This window comes from Inhella inkyongensis (assembly GCF_005952805.1).
Taxonomy (GTDB): domain Bacteria; phylum Pseudomonadota; class Gammaproteobacteria; order Burkholderiales; family Burkholderiaceae_C; genus Inhella; species Inhella inkyongensis.
This window is the reverse complement of record NZ_CP040709.1, coordinates 3,467,162-3,482,283: the sequence shown is the minus strand read 5'-3', so window position 1 is coordinate 3,482,283 and position 15,122 is coordinate 3,467,162. Positions and strand designations below refer to the sequence as shown.

14 protein-coding genes are annotated in these 15,122 nt (G+C 66.8%); 8 read left to right on the top strand and 6 right to left on the bottom strand.

The window, feature by feature from the left end; translation table 11 throughout:
* The first annotated feature begins 1 nt into the window (after nt 1).
* The gene (locus FF090_RS16410) at nt 2-706 is read left to right on the top strand and encodes a hypothetical protein (protein ID WP_138857749.1); all 705 of its coding nucleotides are present in this window, start codon (nt 2-4) and stop codon (nt 704-706) included.
* On the opposite strand, the gene FF090_RS16405 is transcribed toward FF090_RS16410, so the two are convergent.
* The 6 genes from FF090_RS16405 to FF090_RS16380 all read right to left on the bottom strand — a co-directional run bounded on the left by FF090_RS16405 (nt 703) and on the right by FF090_RS16380 (nt 7,102).
* Nucleotides 703-1,443, bottom strand: coding sequence for a potassium channel family protein (locus FF090_RS16405; RefSeq protein ID WP_138857748.1), 741 nt, complete (start codon nt 1,441-1,443; stop codon nt 703-705). The genes FF090_RS16410 and FF090_RS16405 overlap by 4 nt on opposite strands.
* A gap of 44 nt (nt 1,444-1,487) precedes the next feature.
* On the bottom strand, nt 1,488-2,819 hold the full coding sequence (hslU, locus tag FF090_RS16400; protein WP_138857747.1) for an ATP-dependent protease ATPase subunit HslU: 1,332 nt from the start codon (nt 2,817-2,819) through the stop codon (nt 1,488-1,490).
* Nucleotides 2,816-3,361, bottom strand: coding sequence for an ATP-dependent protease subunit HslV (gene hslV, locus FF090_RS16395; protein WP_138857746.1), 546 nt, complete (start codon nt 3,359-3,361; stop codon nt 2,816-2,818). Before hslV ends, hslU begins: the two co-directional genes overlap by 4 nt.
* A gap of 214 nt (nt 3,362-3,575) precedes the next feature.
* Entirely contained in the window at nt 3,576-5,330 is a 1,755-nt protein-coding gene (locus tag FF090_RS16390) for an STAS domain-containing protein (RefSeq protein ID WP_138857745.1), read from the bottom strand.
* Nucleotides 5,331-5,355: 25 nt separating this feature from the next.
* Nucleotides 5,356-5,874 (bottom strand): RNA polymerase-binding protein DksA, encoded by a 519-nt coding sequence (gene dksA / locus FF090_RS16385; RefSeq protein ID WP_246071450.1) that lies wholly within the window; start codon nt 5,872-5,874, stop codon nt 5,356-5,358.
* Between the two features lie 109 nt (nt 5,875-5,983).
* On the bottom strand, nt 5,984-7,102 hold the full coding sequence (locus FF090_RS16380) for a CobW family GTP-binding protein (RefSeq protein ID WP_138857744.1): 1,119 nt from the start codon (nt 7,100-7,102) through the stop codon (nt 5,984-5,986).
* Between the two features lie 127 nt (nt 7,103-7,229).
* Between FF090_RS16380 and FF090_RS16375 the strand changes: the two genes are divergently transcribed.
* Genes FF090_RS16375 through FF090_RS16345 form a run of 7 tightly spaced genes read left to right on the top strand, consistent with a single transcriptional unit; the run spans nt 7,230 to nt 14,978 of the window.
* Nucleotides 7,230-8,081 carry a CorC family transporter gene (locus FF090_RS16375; RefSeq protein WP_138857743.1) on the top strand — a complete coding sequence of 284 codons (852 nt, stop codon included), beginning with the start codon at nt 7,230-7,232 and terminating at the stop codon, nt 8,079-8,081.
* A complete protein-coding gene (gene lnt, locus FF090_RS16370; protein WP_138857742.1) occupies nt 8,081-9,547 on the top strand; it encodes an apolipoprotein N-acyltransferase in 1,467 nt (488 codons plus the stop codon). Before FF090_RS16375 ends, lnt begins: the two co-directional genes overlap by 1 nt.
* Nucleotides 9,548-9,600: 53 nt before the next feature.
* The gene (glyQ, locus tag FF090_RS16365; RefSeq protein ID WP_138857741.1) at nt 9,601-10,557 is read left to right on the top strand and encodes a glycine--tRNA ligase subunit alpha; all 957 of its coding nucleotides are present in this window, start codon (nt 9,601-9,603) and stop codon (nt 10,555-10,557) included.
* A 2-nt stretch (nt 10,558-10,559) separates the two neighbouring features.
* Nucleotides 10,560-12,701 carry a glycine--tRNA ligase subunit beta gene (glyS, locus tag FF090_RS16360; protein WP_138857740.1) on the top strand — a complete coding sequence of 714 codons (2,142 nt, stop codon included), beginning with the start codon at nt 10,560-10,562 and terminating at the stop codon, nt 12,699-12,701.
* A 43-nt stretch (nt 12,702-12,744) separates the two neighbouring features.
* A complete protein-coding gene (gmhB, locus tag FF090_RS16355) occupies nt 12,745-13,353 on the top strand; it encodes a D-glycero-beta-D-manno-heptose 1,7-bisphosphate 7-phosphatase (RefSeq protein WP_138857739.1) in 609 nt (202 codons plus the stop codon).
* 15 nt (nt 13,354-13,368) lie between these two features.
* Nucleotides 13,369-14,154 carry a lysophospholipid acyltransferase family protein gene (locus FF090_RS16350; protein WP_138857738.1) on the top strand — a complete coding sequence of 262 codons (786 nt, stop codon included), beginning with the start codon at nt 13,369-13,371 and terminating at the stop codon, nt 14,152-14,154.
* Nucleotides 14,151-14,978 carry a M48 family metallopeptidase gene (locus FF090_RS16345; RefSeq protein WP_138857737.1) on the top strand — a complete coding sequence of 276 codons (828 nt, stop codon included), beginning with the start codon at nt 14,151-14,153 and terminating at the stop codon, nt 14,976-14,978. The genes FF090_RS16350 and FF090_RS16345 overlap by 4 nt, the downstream gene beginning before the upstream one ends.
* Nucleotides 14,979-15,122 lie beyond the last annotated feature (144 nt).

The window sequence follows — 15,122 nt, the reverse complement described above, 5'->3', positions numbered from 1 at the left end:
GATGGAATTGCAAGGTATTGAAGGAGGAAAGCGGCTGGCCGCCGTGGTGGCCGCCGGTCTGGTTCTGGCGGCCTGTGCCAGCCAGCGGGTGCAGACCCAGGTGGAGCTGCCGGTGGATCTGGCGGATCAGGCGTTGCGCCCGGTGGGGCCGGCCGGCAGCCCCCGCGAAGGGCAGTTGGCCTGGGAGGGCGAGCAGCTTCACTTCAAGCGCTCGGCCAGCCGCGACAACTTGGATCTTGCGCTGTTCCGCTCCAACGGTGGCAAGGCGCCGCTGAGCCTGCGTTGGCAGGGTGGCGCAGAGCCGCGCGAACTGCACTGCAATGCCTTGCATAAGAAAGTGGAGGTCTTGGGCCTGAAGGCTGAAAAGCCCTGGCGCATGGAATGCCAGTGGCAGGGCGACGAGCGCCCCAGTCTGCTGCTGCAGGAAGGCGGCGGGCGCGGCCTGCCTGACTATCGCGAGGGCGAGTACCGCCGCACGGGCTTGGTGCTGCAACTGCGCTCTCTGCATCGCCAAGCGCGCAGCCCCATCCCCCAGGGCGTGCTCGGCTATGTCATTGAGCATGAGGGGCGGGCCTTGGCTGCGGTGGATCTGGGGGGCGACCGCCCCCAGGTGGTGTTGGCCCCCCGCGGCGAGGCGCTGGCACGGCGCACCGCGTCGGACCTGGCACTCGCCTTGGCCCTGGCGTGGGAGCCCATCAAAAACTAGCGCGTTGAGTCCTGCTTAAGCGCCCTGAGCTCCTCGCGCAGGGCGCGCACCTCGGCATGCAGCTCGCGCAGGATGTCCTGCTCGATCTTGCGTTCTGTGCTCTCGACCCAGACGGCGGCAATGCTGGCAGTGACGAGCGAGATCGCCGCGTAGCCCATCAGCACCACGAAGACGGCGAAGATCTTGGAGGCCAGGGTGGTGGGCACGATGTCGCCATAGCCCACGGTCGCGGCCGTGGTGAAGGCCAGCCACAGACCATTTCCAATCGTCTGTGCCCGGGGCTCCAGCAGCCAGAAGCCAATGCCGCAAACGCCCAGCACCGCCGCGCTCAGAGCCAGCACATGACGCAGGCTGCCGCGCGTGATCCAGGGACGCAGGATGTCCGTCATGCGCAGCAGGCTGAGGCCCGCGACCGCAAAACGCAGCAGCAGCGGCAGGCCGAACTCGCCGCTGGCCGGCGCCACGGCGCTGGCCAACAGGCCCAGCACCAGCAATCCATCCAGCCACTGGCGGCGCAAATAGAGCCGGGCCTGGGCGTGCAGCCGGGCCAGCTGCCATTGCGCCAGCCCCAAGGCCAGCGCGGCCAGCAGGTAGACGCCCCGGCCCACCGCATGGGGTGAGGCTTCCAGCAACTCGATGTAGAAGGCCGGGATGGTGGCCAGCAGGGCCGCCAGCACCAGCCAATGCCAGCGGGCCTGGGTGTGGAGGGCGCTGTGCTTATCGCTAAGGGCGGGCATGCCCCCAGCCTAAGCCCGTCAGGCTGCTATCGGCTTGATCCGGATCACAGGATGAAGCGGCTCAGGTCCTCGTTGGCCGCCAGTTCGCCCAGGCGCTCCTTCACCAGGGCGGCGTCGACGCTCAGGGTCTGACCGCCACGGTTGGGCGCGTCAAAACTGATTTCCTCCAGCAAGCGCTCCAGCACCGTGGACAGGCGGCGGGCACCGATGTTCTCGGTGCGCTCGTTGACCTCGAAGGCGGTGCGGGCGATCTGGGCAATGGCCTCGGGCGCGAAATTCAGCGTGACGCCCTCGGTGGCCAGCAGGGCCTGGTACTGCTTGATCAGGCTGGCGTGCGTGCTGGTCAGGATGGCCTCAAAGTCGGCCACGCTCAGGGCCTGAAGCTCCACGCGGATGGGGAAGCGGCCCTGCAACTCCGGAATCAGATCACTGGGCTTGGCCAGGTGGAAGGCGCCGCTGGCGATGAAGAGGATGTGGTCGGTCTTGACCATGCCGTACTTGGTGCTGACCGTGCTGCCCTCGACCAGCGGCAGCAGGTCGCGCTGCACGCCCTGGCGGCTGACTTCGGCACCCTGACCCTCGCTGCGCGAAGCCACCTTGTCGATCTCATCGATGAAGACGATGCCGCTTTGCTCGGTCTTGGTCAGCGCGGCCTGCTTAATCTCGTCCTCATTGACCAGCTTGCCGGCTTCTTCGTCCAGCAAGGCGGCGCGGGCCTCACGGATCTTGAGCTTGCGGGCGCTCTTCTTGCCGGCGGCCATCTGGCCGAACAGCCCCTTGAGTTGTTCGGCCATTTCCTCCATGCCCTGGGGGCCGAGGATTTCCATCGTCGGCGCCTTGTCGGCCAGGTCGAGCTCAATCTCCTTGTCGTCCAACTGGCCCTCGCGCAGGCGCTTGCGCATGACCTGGCGGGCGGTGTTGTCGGCCTTGGCCGGCTCGTCGCCAAACCCCATGGCGCGGGGGGGCGGCACCAGGGCATCGAGGATGCGCTCCTCGGCGGCGTCCTCGGCCTGGGCGCGCTTGAGCTTGATCTGGGCTTCGCGCTCCTGCTTGACGGCAATCTCCATCAGGTCGCGAATGATGGTGTCGACGTCTTTGCCGACATAGCCCACCTCGGTGAACTTGGTGGCCTCCACCTTGATGAAGGGCGCGTCGGCCAGTTTGGCCAAGCGACGCGCGATCTCGGTCTTGCCCACGCCGGTGGGGCCGATCATCAGGATGTTCTTGGGCGAGATCTCATGGCGCAGGCTGCCCTCGACCTGCTGGCGACGCCAGCGGTTGCGCAGCGCAATGGCCACGGCGCGCTTGGCCTGGGCCTGACCGACGACGAAGCGGTCGAGTTCGGAGACGATCTCCTGCGGGGTCATGGAACTCATTCCAGGATCTCTATCGTGTGGGATTGATTGGTATAGATGCACAGATCGCCGGCGATGGTCAGCGACTGCTTGACGATTTCAGGCGCGCTCAATGAAGAGTGGCGCAGCAGGGCCAGGGCGGAGGCCTGCGCATAGGCGCCCCCACTTCCAATGGCGACCACGCCTTCTTCTGGCTCCAGCACATCGCCATTGCCGGTGATGATCAGGCTGTGCTCGCGATCGGCCACGGCCAGCATGGCCTCCAGACGGCGGAGCACGCGGTCGGTGCGCCAATCCTTGGTCAGTTCGACCGCAGCCCGGATCAGGTGGCCTTGGTGCTTTTCCAGCTTGGCCTCGAAGCGCTCGAACAGGGTGAAGGCATCGGCCGTGGCGCCGGCGAAGCCGGCCAGCACCTGATCGCGATGCAGCTTGCGCACCTTGCGCGCGCTGCCCTTGACGACGATGTGGCCGAGCGTGACCTGACCATCGCCGCCGATGGCAACGACGCCATTGCGGCGCACCGAAAGAATCGTCGTTCCGTGGAAGACGGGGGAGTCACTCATAAAAGATCTCGGAAGTGATGCGCTGAGATTAGCGCGAACTAGCCGGCCGCCCGGCCGCTCCGAAGGCCGGCGCGCCCCCTTGGGGGGGTGAGGCGGGACTTGCGAGCGTAGCTCGCATGCCTGCCGAACGGCTGGGCCTGTGGCCCAGCGCGGCCTGCAAGGTGGCGCAGGCCCTGGGCCGTTCAGGCCTCAGGGCCGAAGACTGGGGGCAATATCAAACCACCCTTACCTTGATCCGCGCATGCTCATTGATGCCCATGGCGCCAAAGAAATGGGCGACCAGGCGATGGGCGTCGACGAACTGTACGGCGCGATGTTCTGAGCGCTGGGCCAGTACCCAGTTCAGCAGATCGCCGGCGGCGATGAAGTCCAGGCGGATCAGCTTCGGGCAGGCCACGCGCACCTGGACCGCGCTGCCCACCTGGCTGTTGATCTTGCGCAGCACCTCGGTGATGTCGCCAATCAATTGACCGGACAACTCGACCTGGGCTTGATCGCTGCCGCCAGCCTCTTCGACCAGCCCGGAGTCGAGGAAACCCAGCGTCCCACTGGGCGGCATATTGGTGCTAGGCCCATGGGTGGACATGGCGCCATGGCTCATGCGCACTTTGCAGCGTGCCGCATCCCAGGAGGGTGGCGACACCTCATAGGTCACGCAGTAGTCGATGGCGGCCTCGTCGAACTGGTCTGGGCGGTTCAGAACCCGCAGCACTTCCAGGCGCAGCATCCACCAGCCGGTGTCGGTGTCGCGCTCGCCCACTGGGGTGAGTTCGCGCAATTGATCCAGCAACTGTTCGCCGCCCTGCCAGCGCATCTCGGTGCTTTGTTTGGCCCATTGGCGCATCAGATCGGTCAGCGGCTCGCGCGCCTCGGCTTCGAGGCGGGTCAGCGCGCTCCAGTCCAACACCCAGGGCAGCGGGGCCGTCTCGACGCGCTTCTTCAGCAGTGCCAGCCCCTCCAGGTCCAGCAACTCCGGACAAGTCCAGGTGACTCCGGTGATCTGCGGGCCGACCGGGGCGGCGGGTGCCGGGCGCTCCAGGCGGCGCCCCTCGGCCACCAGCTTGGGCAGCGAGAACCATTGCGGCGCCGAGAGGCCAAACAGGTGCACGTACTCCAGCGCGAGTGACTCGAACTGGGCATGCTGGCCGGTGGCGCGGTAGAAATCAAAGCGCACCAGCCAGGTGTCGGCGTGCAGGTTGCGGGGGCCGCCGGCCTGGGTCAACTCAGTCAGGGCGCGCTCGCAGGCCTCGTTGTCGCCGTTGGCGAAGGCGATGACGGCCTCATCCAACTCGGGATCGTGGGCCAGCTCCTGTTCCTCGGAGGGGGCTTCGGTGGGGCTGAGCACCAGGTCGAATGTCGGCGGCTCCGGCGTCACGTCGGTGACGGCGTCAAAGCTCACATTCATTTCCAGCGGCGGCAAGGTCGGTAGCATGCTGGGCGGCCCCTCGCTGGGCGGCGACACGCCGGCGTGCATCACGGCGGCGGCAGGCGCGCTGGGCGGCAGCGCCGGCTGGGTGGGGGCGAAATGCGCCGCCTGCGTGGTGTTTTCCAGGTTGGGGAGGGCACCGGCCGGGGCGGCGCGCGGCACCACCGAGGGCCGGAAGCCCTCTTTCACCATCTGTTGCTCGATCTGGTCGATCTTGTCTTTGACCGCGACGTCGTCGCGCATGGCCTCGCCAGCGGGACGATCGGCGTCGCTGATGACCGAGCTGTTCTGAGCGCCCGCAGCGGCCAGTTGCTCTGGGGTGAGGCCTTCGCGTCGCAGGCGGCGCAGCATGTCGAACTCGCGCTTGCGCACGAAGTCGTTGCGCCGCTTGCGCTCGATCATGGCCTTGAGTTCGGCCTTTGCCAGTTCGCTCTCGGGATCGTCCTGGCGCGAGTTGATTTCCTTCCAATCCGTGGTGGGATTGGCGACAAAGCGCGCGACCTTGCGCAGGAAGCTCTCAGATTGTTTGGGATCTTCGGCCATGCGCGCCTTGTAACTCAGACTGGGGTCAATCCCCGAACATCTTCTGTTTCATTTCCCGGCGTTGCTGGGCTTCGAGCGACAGCGTGGCGGTCGGTCGGGCAATCAGGCGGCCCAGTCCGATCGGCTCGCCGGTCTCGTCGCAGTAGCCGTACTCGCCGGTGTCCAGGCGACCGATCGACTGCATGATCTTCTTCAAGAGCTTGCGCTCGCGGTCGCGGGTGCGCAGCTCCAGCGCATGCTCTTCCTCGATGGTGGCGCGGTCGGCCGGATCGGGAACGATGGTGGTGTCTTCGCGCAGATGCTCGGTCGTCTCACCGGCATTGGACAGGATGCTGTCGCGCAGGGCCTGCAGCTTGGCGCGGAAGAAGGCCAGCTGCTGCTCGTTCATGTACTCGCTGTCAGGCATGGCGAGGACTTCTGCGTCGGTCAGCTCTTGACCGGGCTTGCTACGCCAAGCCTCGTTGCCGCCCGCCTTGGCCGCGGCCTTGGCCGGCGCCTTGGTGGCTGGGCTCGCAGCGGTTTTGGGGGTCAGGGTCTTGCTCACCGTATTCACTCCTCGCAGGCTTTGAGGTCCGCTGTTGTTGGGGCCGATGGACTCAGGGGGTCCGCTTCGGGGCCGGGATTGTAGTCAGCCCAGACCCCCCTGCTTACCCTCAAACCAAGCAGCCATCCAAACCTTGTTCCAGCACCTCGCGGGGCAGGTCGATGCCGATGAACACCATCTTGCTGCCGCGCTTTTCGCCCGGGCCCCACTTGGGGCCGAGGTCCGAGCCCATCAGCTGATGCACCCCTTGAAAAATCACCTTGCGCTCACTGCCCTTCATGTTCAGCACACCCTTGTAGCGCAGCATCTTCGGACCATACACCTGGACGATGGCGCCCAGGAAGTCTTCGAGCTTGGCGGGGTTGAAGGCGCGGTCGGCACGGTAGACGAAGCTCTTCACATCGTCATCGTGGTGATGGTGGTGCGGGTGGGCGCAGTGTTCCCCATGGGCATGGTGGTGGTGATCGTGGTCGCAATGCTCGCCATGGGCATGGTCATGGCCGCAGTCATGGTGGTGCTCGTGCTTGTGGTCATGGCCGTGTCCATGTCCCTCGGGCTGCAGGAACTCGGGGTCGATGTCGAGCTTGGCATTCAAGTTGAAGCCGCGCAGATCCAGCACTTCGCTGATGGGCACCTCGCCGAAATGAACCTTGCGCTGCGGTGCGCGGGGGTTCATGTGCTTGATGCGATGGATCAGCGCGTCCACGGCGGCCGGCTCGCACAGCTCGCTCTTGCTGATGAAGATCTGATCGGCAAAGCCGATCTGGCGCCGGGCTTCCTGGCGGCTGTCGAGTTGGCTGTCGGCGTGCTTGGCGTCCACCAGAGTCAGGATGGCGTCCAGCACATAGCTCTCGGCGATCTCGTCATCGATGAAAAAGGTCTGCGCCACCGGGCCGGGGTCGGCCACGCCGGTGGTTTCGATGATCACGCGGTCGAACTGCAGCTCGCCCTTGCGGTGGCGCGCGGCCAGATCATTCAGGGTGGTGCGCAGGTCCTCGCGGATGGTGCAGCAGATGCATCCATTGCTCATCTGGATGATCTGCTCATTGGTGTCCGAGACCAGGATCTCGTTGTCGATGTTCTCTTCGCCGAACTCGTTCTCGATCACGGCAATCTTCTGGCCATGGGCCTCGGCCAGCACGCGCTTGAGCAGGGTGGTCTTGCCCGCCCCCAGAAAGCCCGTGAGGATGGTGGCGGGGATGAGTTGGGGCGCAGCAGCAGCGGACATGGGCGGGATACCTGGAATCTCGAAAAGCCGGCTATTTTGGGGCTGAAGGCCGGAAAACAAGACCGACATGGGGATCCGCTATCCTTGCCGCCCCTTGTTTGTGCGGGGCCTCGGGGCCTCGTGATCTATGTCAGACCCTGCGCCGAGTCGATCTTCTCGACCGGGCGAAGCCCCCCGCGGGCTGCTCGAAAGACTGTTGGAATTCCTCCATCCCGGGCCGGATTCCAAGAGCGAATTGATCGAAACCCTGGCCGACGCCGAGAGCCGCGACCTCATCGAGCCGGAGTCGCGCCAGATGCTGGAAGGCGTGCTGCGCATGGCGGAGTTGTCCGCCGGCGACGTGATGGTGGCCGCCCCGCGCATTGACTTCCTGGACATCGACGCGCCCTACGAGGAGTTGCTGGCCACGGTGATCGACACCGGGCATTCGCGCTTCCCGGTCTTCGATGGGGGGCGGGACAACATCATCGGCATCCTCTTGGCGAAGGACTTGCTGAAACTGCAGCGCGCGCCGGAGTTGAATTTGCGCACCCTGCTGCGGCCGGCGGTGTTTGTGCCCGAGAGCAAGGGGCTGAACGAGTTGTTGCGCGACTTCCGCACCAACCGCAACCACCTGGCCATCGTCATCGACGAGTTCGGCAACACGGCCGGGTTGTTGACGATCGAGGACGTGCTCGAAGAGATCGTCGGCGAGATCGAGGATGAGTTCGATGAGCGCGATGGGGACGGCGGTCTCTACACCCTGGCCGATGGCAGCCAGCGGGTGGCGGGTGACACCGCCATCGAGGCCGTCAATGAGGCCTTCGGCCTGCAGTTGCCCGAGCAGGACTTCGACACCATCGGCGGCCTGGTGGCGCATGAGCACGGTCGGGTGCCGCGCCGCGGTGAATCGGTGCATCTGCATGGGCTGATCTTCCACGTGATGTTGACGCGAGGCGGCGCAGTGCGCTGGTTCAAGGTCACGCGCGAACACACCTGATGCGGGTGTGGTCCTTTGCGGCGGCACTGGGCGCTGGTGCGCTGCAGGTCTTGGCGTTTGCGCCCTTCGGCTTCTGGCTGCTGCAACCCCTGGCCCTGAGCGGCCTGCTGTTGCTGGCTGCTGGTCAGGGTGTTCGGCGTGCCGCCGGCCTGGGAGCGGCCTTTGGCCTGGGCTGGTTTGGTGCGGGGCTGTGGTGGCTCTTCATCTCGCTGCATGAATTCGGCGGCCTGCCGGCGCCGCTGGCGGTGCTGGCCCTGCTGCTGCTGGGCGCCTTTCTCAGTCTGTATCCAGCGGCCGCCCTGGCGCTCCATGCGCGCTTGCGGCCATCGCCACGCTGGGCGCCCCCGCTGTTTGCCGTCTGCTGGTTGGCGGCTGAATTGGCGCGGGCGCAGTGGTTCACAGGCTTCCCCTGGATTGCGGGCGGCTATGCCCATACAGCAGGCCCTTGGGCCGGCTGGGCACCCTGGGTGGGCGTGTACGGCATTGGCTTCTTGACCGCCTGGGCGGCGGCCGCGCTGCTGCAGCCCCGCAGCCCCAAGGTCTGGTTGGCGCCGCTGGCTCTGGCGCTCTTGGGCCTGATCCTGCCGCAGGACTTCAGCAGCCCGGCCGGGCGGCTGCAACTGCATTTGCTGCAACCCAATGTGGCGCAGTCGCACAAATTCGACCCCGCTCGCATTGAGCGTCAGCTGAGCGATTTGCTGGATCAGATCGAGCAAGCACCGCCGGGACTGGTGCTGGCGCCGGAGTCGGTGTTGCCCGTGCCCCTGGCCCTGATGGACGTGGCCGCGCAGCAGCGCATTGCCGACCTCAGCCGCGCGCGCCCCTTGCTTCTGGGTAGTTTTGTCGGCTCGAACGAGGCGGGCTGGGTCAACACCCTGATGGGCTGGCAGGGCGGTGAGTTGCGCTATCTGTACGGCAAGCGCCATCTGCTGCCCTTTGGCGAGTTCATCCCGCCCGGCTTCGAGTGGTTTGTGCGCGCGCTCAACATCCCCATGGACAGCCAGGCCACCGGTCTGCACCAGCGCCCCTGGGTGCTGGGTGGGCAGCGCCTGCGGCCGCTGATTTGCTACGAGGACCTGTTCGGCGAAGACATGGTGGCCAGCGCCCTGAGCGGCCCGGACGCCGCCACGGTGTTTGTCAACGCCAGCAACCTCGCCTGGTTCGGCCGTCTGATGGTGCAGGACCAGCATCTCCAGTTCTCGCAGATGCGCGCGCTGGAGTTCCAGCGCCCGGTGGTGCGCTCCACCAATACCGGGGCCACCGCCTGGGTGGATCACCGAGGGCAGGTGCGGGCAAGGCTCGCGCCGGAGCAGGTGGGCGTGTTGTCGGTGGAAGTCGAGGGGCGCGCCGGCGCCACGCCTTATGCGCGCTGGCTGGGGGCCTTGGGCCTGCGGCCGCTGTGGGCCTTGGCGCTCTTGCCCCTGATCGGGGTGGCGCTGCGCCGGCGGCTGCGCCGCTCTCCCTAGAATCCGCCCTCCCTGGGGCGCACCCAAGCGCCCGGACAGAACGGATTCCCACCATGCTGAGCTTCCAGCAACTGATTCTTCGCCTGCAGGACTATTGGGCCGCCCAGGGCTGCGCCCTGCTGCAGCCCTACGACATGGAAGTGGGCGCCGGCACCAGCCACACCGCCACCTTCTTGCGCGCTCTGGGCCCCGAGCCCTGGAATGCCGCCTATGTGCAGCCCAGCCGCCGCCCCAAGGACGGCCGCTACGGCGAGAACCCCAACCGACTGCAGCATTACTACCAGTTCCAGGTGGTTTTGAAGCCGGCGCCGGCCAACATCCTGGAGCTTTACCTGGGCTCCTTGGAGGCTTTGGGCTTCGATCTGAAGAAGAACGATGTGCGCTTCGTCGAGGACGATTGGGAAAACCCCACGCTCGGCTGCTGGGGCCTGGGCTGGGAAGTCTGGCTCAACGGCATGGAAGTCACGCAGTTCACCTACTTCCAGCAGGTCGGCGGCATCGACTGCAAGCCCCTGACCGGTGAGATCACCTATGGCCTGGAGCGTCTGGCGCTCTATCTGCAGGGCAAGGAATCGGTCTATGACCTGGTCTATGTGGAGGCCAAGGACGGCCGCCCGGCGATCAAGTACGGCGACGTGTTCCACCAGAACGAGGTGGAGCAGAGCACCTACAACTTCGAGCACAGCGATGTGGACTTCCTGCTGCAGGCCTTTGCCGCGCACGAAAAACAGTCGAAGTATTTGATGGAGCAGCAGTTGGCCCTGCCGGCCTACGAGCAATTGCTCAAGGCCGGCCATACCTTCAATTTGCTGGATGCGCGCGGCGCCATTTCGGTGACCGAGCGGGCCGCCTATATCGGCCGCATCCGCAACCTGGCGCGCGCGGTGGCGCAGGCCTATGTGGACAGCCGGGCGCGGCTGGGCTTCCCGATGGCCCCCAAAGCCTGGGCCGATGAAGTCGTGGCCCAGATCGAGGCCAAGAAGCAAAAAGAACAACAGAAGGCGGCCTGATCATGACGATGCAAAACCTGCTGCTGGAACTCTTCGTCGAAGAGCTGCCGCCCAAGGCGCTCAAGAAACTGGGCGAGTCCTTTGCCCAACTGATCGAGGGCGCGCTGCGCACCCAAGGCCTGGTGGGCGAGGGCGCGGTGGCGACTTCCTTCGCCTCGCCGCGCCGCCTGGGCCTGCACCTCACCCAGGTGCTGGCGCAAGCGCCCGAGAAGGCCCTGCGCATCAAGCTGATGCCCGCCGCCGTGGGCCTCTCGGCCGACGGCCAACCCAGCCCGGCGCTGTTGAAGAAGCTGGCGGCTTCGGGTCTGGCCGCTGACACGCCGCTGGAACGCGCGCTGGACGGCAAGGCCGAGGCCCTGTTTGCCAACACCGTGCAGGCCGGCGCCACCTTGGAGCTGGGCCTGCAAAAGGCCTTGGACGAGATGCTCAAGGCCCTGCCCATTCCCAAGGTGATGAGCTACCAGCTGGCGGACGGCTGGACCAGCGTGAACTTTGTGCGCCCGGTGCATGGCCTGATCGCTCTGCATGGCGCGACCGTGGTGCCGGTGTCCCTGCTGGGTCTGCAATCCGGCCGCCACACCCTGGGCCATCGCTTTGAGTCGGCCGAAGCCCGTCTGGAGATTGCGCACGCCGATGACTACGCTGAAGCGCTGAAATCGCGCGGCGCGGTGATCGCCAGTTTTGCCGAGCGTCGTTCTGAGATCGCGCGGCAGCTGCAGGCCGCCGGCGCCAAGCTCGGCCTCAAGCCCATCGAGGACGAGGCCCTGTTGGACGAGGTCACGGCCCTGGTCGAGCGCCCCAACGTGCTGCACTGCCAGTTCGAGAAGGACTTCCTGGCGGTGCCGCAGGAATGCCTGATCTTGACGATGAAGGCCAACCAAAAGTACTTCCCGCTGCTGGATGCTCAAGGGCGGCTGACCCAGCATTTCCTGGTGGTGAGCAACATCGCGCCGGCTGATGCCAGTGCCGTCATCCAAGGCAATGAGCGCGTGGTGCGCCCGCGCCTGGCCGACGCCAAGTTTTTCTTCGATCAGGACCGCAAGCGCACGCTGGAGAGCCGCGTCGAGGGCCTGGCCAAGGTGGTTTACCACGGCAAGCTGGGCAGCCAGGGCGAGCGCGCCGAGCGCGTACGCGCGATTGCGCATGCCATCGTCAAGCAGCTGCGCGAGGCCACCCACCCCTACACGGTGGACGCCAAGGACCAGTTCGACGTGCTGGACAGCAAGGTGCAGCAGGCCGCGCTGCTGGCCAAGGCCGATCTGCTGACCGATATGGTGGGCGAGTTCCCCGAGCTGCAGGGCATCATGGGTTGCTACTACGCCCGCCATGAGGGCCTGCGCGACGGCGTGGCCATCGCCATCGAGGACCACTACAAGCCGCGCTTTGCGGGCGACGCCCTGCCGCGCAACCACACCGGCACCGTGCTGGCCCTGGCCGACAAGCTGGAGACCTTGGTCGGTCTGTTCGGTATTGGTCAACTGCCCAGCGGCGATAAGGACCCCTTCGCGCTGCGCCGTCACGCGCTGGGCGTGATCCGCATCCTGATGGAGAAGAACCTGCCCCTGGCCCTGCCGGCCCTGGTTCAGGCCGCGGCCCAGGCCTTCCCCGAGGGCATGCTGACGCATGCCACGGCGCAGGACGATCTGCTGCACTTCGTGTTCGATCGCCTGATGGGTAGCCTGCGCGAGCAAGGCTATTCGGCGCAGGAAGTGGACGCGGTGATCGCCCTGCGCCCGGCGCCCTGGGGCGATATCCCTAAGCGCCTAGCGGCGGTGCGCGCCTTTGCGGCCCTGCCCGAGGCCCCGGCCCTGGCCGCGGCCAACAAGCGCGTGGGCAACATCCTGAAGAAGAGCGAAGAGGCGCCGGTGGCTTTGAATGCGGCACTGCTGCAGGAAGCCGCCGAGCAGCAGCTGCAGCAGGCGCTGCAGACCGCCGCTGCGCAAGCCGACAGCCTGTTCGAGCAGGGCGACTACGCCGCCTCGCTGCAGGCGCTGGCGGCGCTCAAGGCCCCGGTGGATGCCTTCTTCGACGCCGTGATGGTCAATGCCGAGGACGCCGCGGTGCGCGCCAATCGCTTGGCTCTGCTGCGTACTCTGCATGGGGCGATGAACCGCGTGGCCGAACTCGCCCGTCTGGCACAGTAGTCCCATGCAGTCCGGCGCTCACCACCCCCATCATCACCATGCGATGAAGCTGGTGATCCTGGGGCGCGACGGCACGCTCAATCGCTACCGCGATGACCATGTGAAGTCGCCCGAGGAGTTGGAGCCGCTGCCGGGGGCATTGGAGGCGGTGGCCCGTCTCAATCACCATGGCTGGCACACGGTGCTGGCCACCAACCAGCCGGGCATCGGCCGTGGCCTGCTGGACATGGGGGCGCTCAACGCGGTGCATCTGCACCTCAACCGCCTGCTGCAGGCCAAGGGCGGGCGTTTGGATGCGGCCTTTTTCTGCCCGCACACGCCGGAAGAGGGCTGCACCTGCCGCAAGCCCCTGCCGGGCTTGATCCAGCAAATTGCCGAGCGCTTTGGGGTGGATCTGGCCGAGGTGCATTTGGTGGGTGCCTCGTTGCGGGATCTGCAGACGGCCGTGGCCGCCGGCTGCCAGCCGCATTTGCTCAAGGGCGATCGCCTGGCCAGCATCCCGGAGGCGACGCAAGTGGAGATGCTGGCCCAGGTGCCTGAGGCGCACGTGCACCAGGATTTGCCGGCCTTTGCCGAATGGCTGGTTCAGATGGAACGGCGCGAACGGGCGGCGGCCGGTCAAACCCTAGACAGCGGTTCGGGGGGGCTCTGAGCGGTGGCGCAGTTTTTGACTCTGTTGCGCTCGGCGCTCTTTGTGGCCTTTGGCGTGCTGACGCTCCTGCCCTGGGCCACGCTGGCGGTGTTGATCTCGCCCTTCGTGGGGCCGACGCGCCTTTACTGGTTCTGCTCGGCCTGGGCCAAGGTGCTGCTGGCAGGCCTGGGTCTGATTTGCGGCGCACGCCCGCGCTTGCTGGGCTTCGCGAACTTGCCGCAGGGCCGCAAGGATGCGGTGATCCTGCTGGCCAAACACCAGAGCGCGTTGGAAACCCTGGCCCTGTTTGCCTGGATGCCCCATCCGCTGGCTTTCGTGTTCAAGAAGGAGCTGCTCTACATCCCCTTCTTTGGCTGGGCCTTGGGGGCGATGGACATGGTGCATATCGATCGCAGCCGGCGCAACGAGGCTTTCAACAAGGTGGCGGCCCAGGGGCGACGCCTGGCCGCACAAGGCACCTGGGTGATCATGTTCCCCGAGGGCACGCGCATCGAGCGCGGTCAGGCAGGTCAGTACAAAAGCGGCGGCACGCGCCTGGCGGTCGATACCGGTCTGTCGGTGCAGCCGGTGGCCTGCGCCACGGCCAAGGTCTGGCCGCGCCGCAGCCTGCTGATCCAGCCCGGCGAGTACGAGATTTCGGTCGGCCCGGCCCTCTCGCCCGAGGGCCAGACGGCCGAGAGTTTGATGGCCCAGGTGCGCGGCTGGATTGAGGCCGAGATGCAGCGCCTGGACCCGCAGGCCTATGCGGCCGCCGCCCCTTCGCCCGCGCCCGCCGTGGCGCCCAGCCCGGCCCGTCAATGAGCCCGCCCCGCGTCGACACCGACCCGCAGCTATCTCTCTTCAGTGCCCCGGCCGAGGCGCAGCGCGCGCCCCTCTTGGCGCCGGCGGCCCAGCCACGCCAGGACGGCCCGCATATCGATCTGGGGCTGCGCAGCCTGCCCTACACCCTGACGCGCTGCCGGCGCCGCTCGATTGGGTTTTCCATCGGTCCCGAGGGCCTGCGGGTGCGCGCGCCGCGCTGGGTCAGCGTGGCCGAGATCGAAGGCGTGCTGCGCGAGCGCGGCGACTGGATCCTGCGCAAATGGCAGGAGTGCGAGCAGCGCGTGGAGCAACTGGAGGCCCTGCGTGTGCGCTGGGAGGACGGCGCCAGCCTGCCCTATCTGGGCCAGCACCTCGTGCTGCGGGCGCGTCAAAGTGCCGACGCCGGTGCGCGCCGCCCGCGCATGGAGTGGCTGGAGCCCGAGCTGTGGGTGCAATTGCCAGCGGGCGCGCAGACCGCGCAGTGGCGCGATGCCGTGCAGGCCTGGCTGCAGCAGCGCGCGCGCGAACACTTCGAGCCCCGTCTGGCCCATTTCGCGGCGCTGGCCGGGGTGCAGGTGGAGCGCCTGCGCCTGTCCAGCGCGCAAGGGCGCTGGGGCAGCGCCAACAGCCGGGGTGTGATCAGCCTGAACTGGCGCCTGATCCATTTCAGCCCGGCGGTGATCGACTACGTGATTGCCCACGAGGTGGCGCATCTGCGCGAGATGAACCACAGCCCGCGCTTCTGGGCCTTGGTGGCCGGGCTGCTGCCCGGTTTCGAGGCGCCGCGTGAGGCCCTCAAACGCGCGCACCTACCGCCGCTTTAAGAACCCTTTAGCTTCCATCCCCCTTTTGGGGGGAGGGCTTGTGGGGCCCGAGCCGGCCCGGGACACTGCCGCACAACGCTGTCATCGCGCTGGATCGCTTCCGGCCTTGGGCGTAGGGAGAAGACGACGCGCCGCCAGTCCGCA

Bases quoted from the DNA above. Each gene is read 5' to 3' on its own strand.
- FF090_RS16390 (WP_138857745.1), bottom strand. From the start codon at position 5,330: ATGGCCGAAGATCCCAAACAATCTGAGAGCTTCCTGCGCAAGGTCGCG.
- FF090_RS16405 (WP_138857748.1), bottom strand. From the start codon at position 1,443: ATGCCCGCCCTTAGCGATAAGCACAGCGCCCTCCACACCCAGGCCCGC.
- FF090_RS16380 (WP_138857744.1), bottom strand. From the start codon at position 7,102: ATGTCCGCTGCTGCTGCGCCCCAACTCATCCCCGCCACCATCCTCACG.
- hslU (WP_138857747.1), bottom strand. From the start codon at position 2,819: ATGAGTTCCATGACCCCGCAGGAGATCGTCTCCGAACTCGACCGCTTC.
- FF090_RS16345 (WP_138857737.1), top strand. From the start codon at position 14,151: ATGAGCCCGCCCCGCGTCGACACCGACCCGCAGCTATCTCTCTTCAGT.
- FF090_RS16375 (WP_138857743.1), top strand. From the start codon at position 7,230: ATGTCAGACCCTGCGCCGAGTCGATCTTCTCGACCGGGCGAAGCCCCC.
- glyS (WP_138857740.1), top strand. From the start codon at position 10,560: ATGACGATGCAAAACCTGCTGCTGGAACTCTTCGTCGAAGAGCTGCCG.
- gmhB (WP_138857739.1), top strand. From the start codon at position 12,745: ATGAAGCTGGTGATCCTGGGGCGCGACGGCACGCTCAATCGCTACCGC.
- glyQ (WP_138857741.1), top strand. From the start codon at position 9,601: ATGCTGAGCTTCCAGCAACTGATTCTTCGCCTGCAGGACTATTGGGCC.
- lnt (WP_138857742.1), top strand. From the start codon at position 8,081: ATGCGGGTGTGGTCCTTTGCGGCGGCACTGGGCGCTGGTGCGCTGCAG.
- FF090_RS16410 (WP_138857749.1), top strand. From the start codon at position 2: ATGGAATTGCAAGGTATTGAAGGAGGAAAGCGGCTGGCCGCCGTGGTG.
- hslV (WP_138857746.1), bottom strand. From the start codon at position 3,361: ATGAGTGACTCCCCCGTCTTCCACGGAACGACGATTCTTTCGGTGCGC.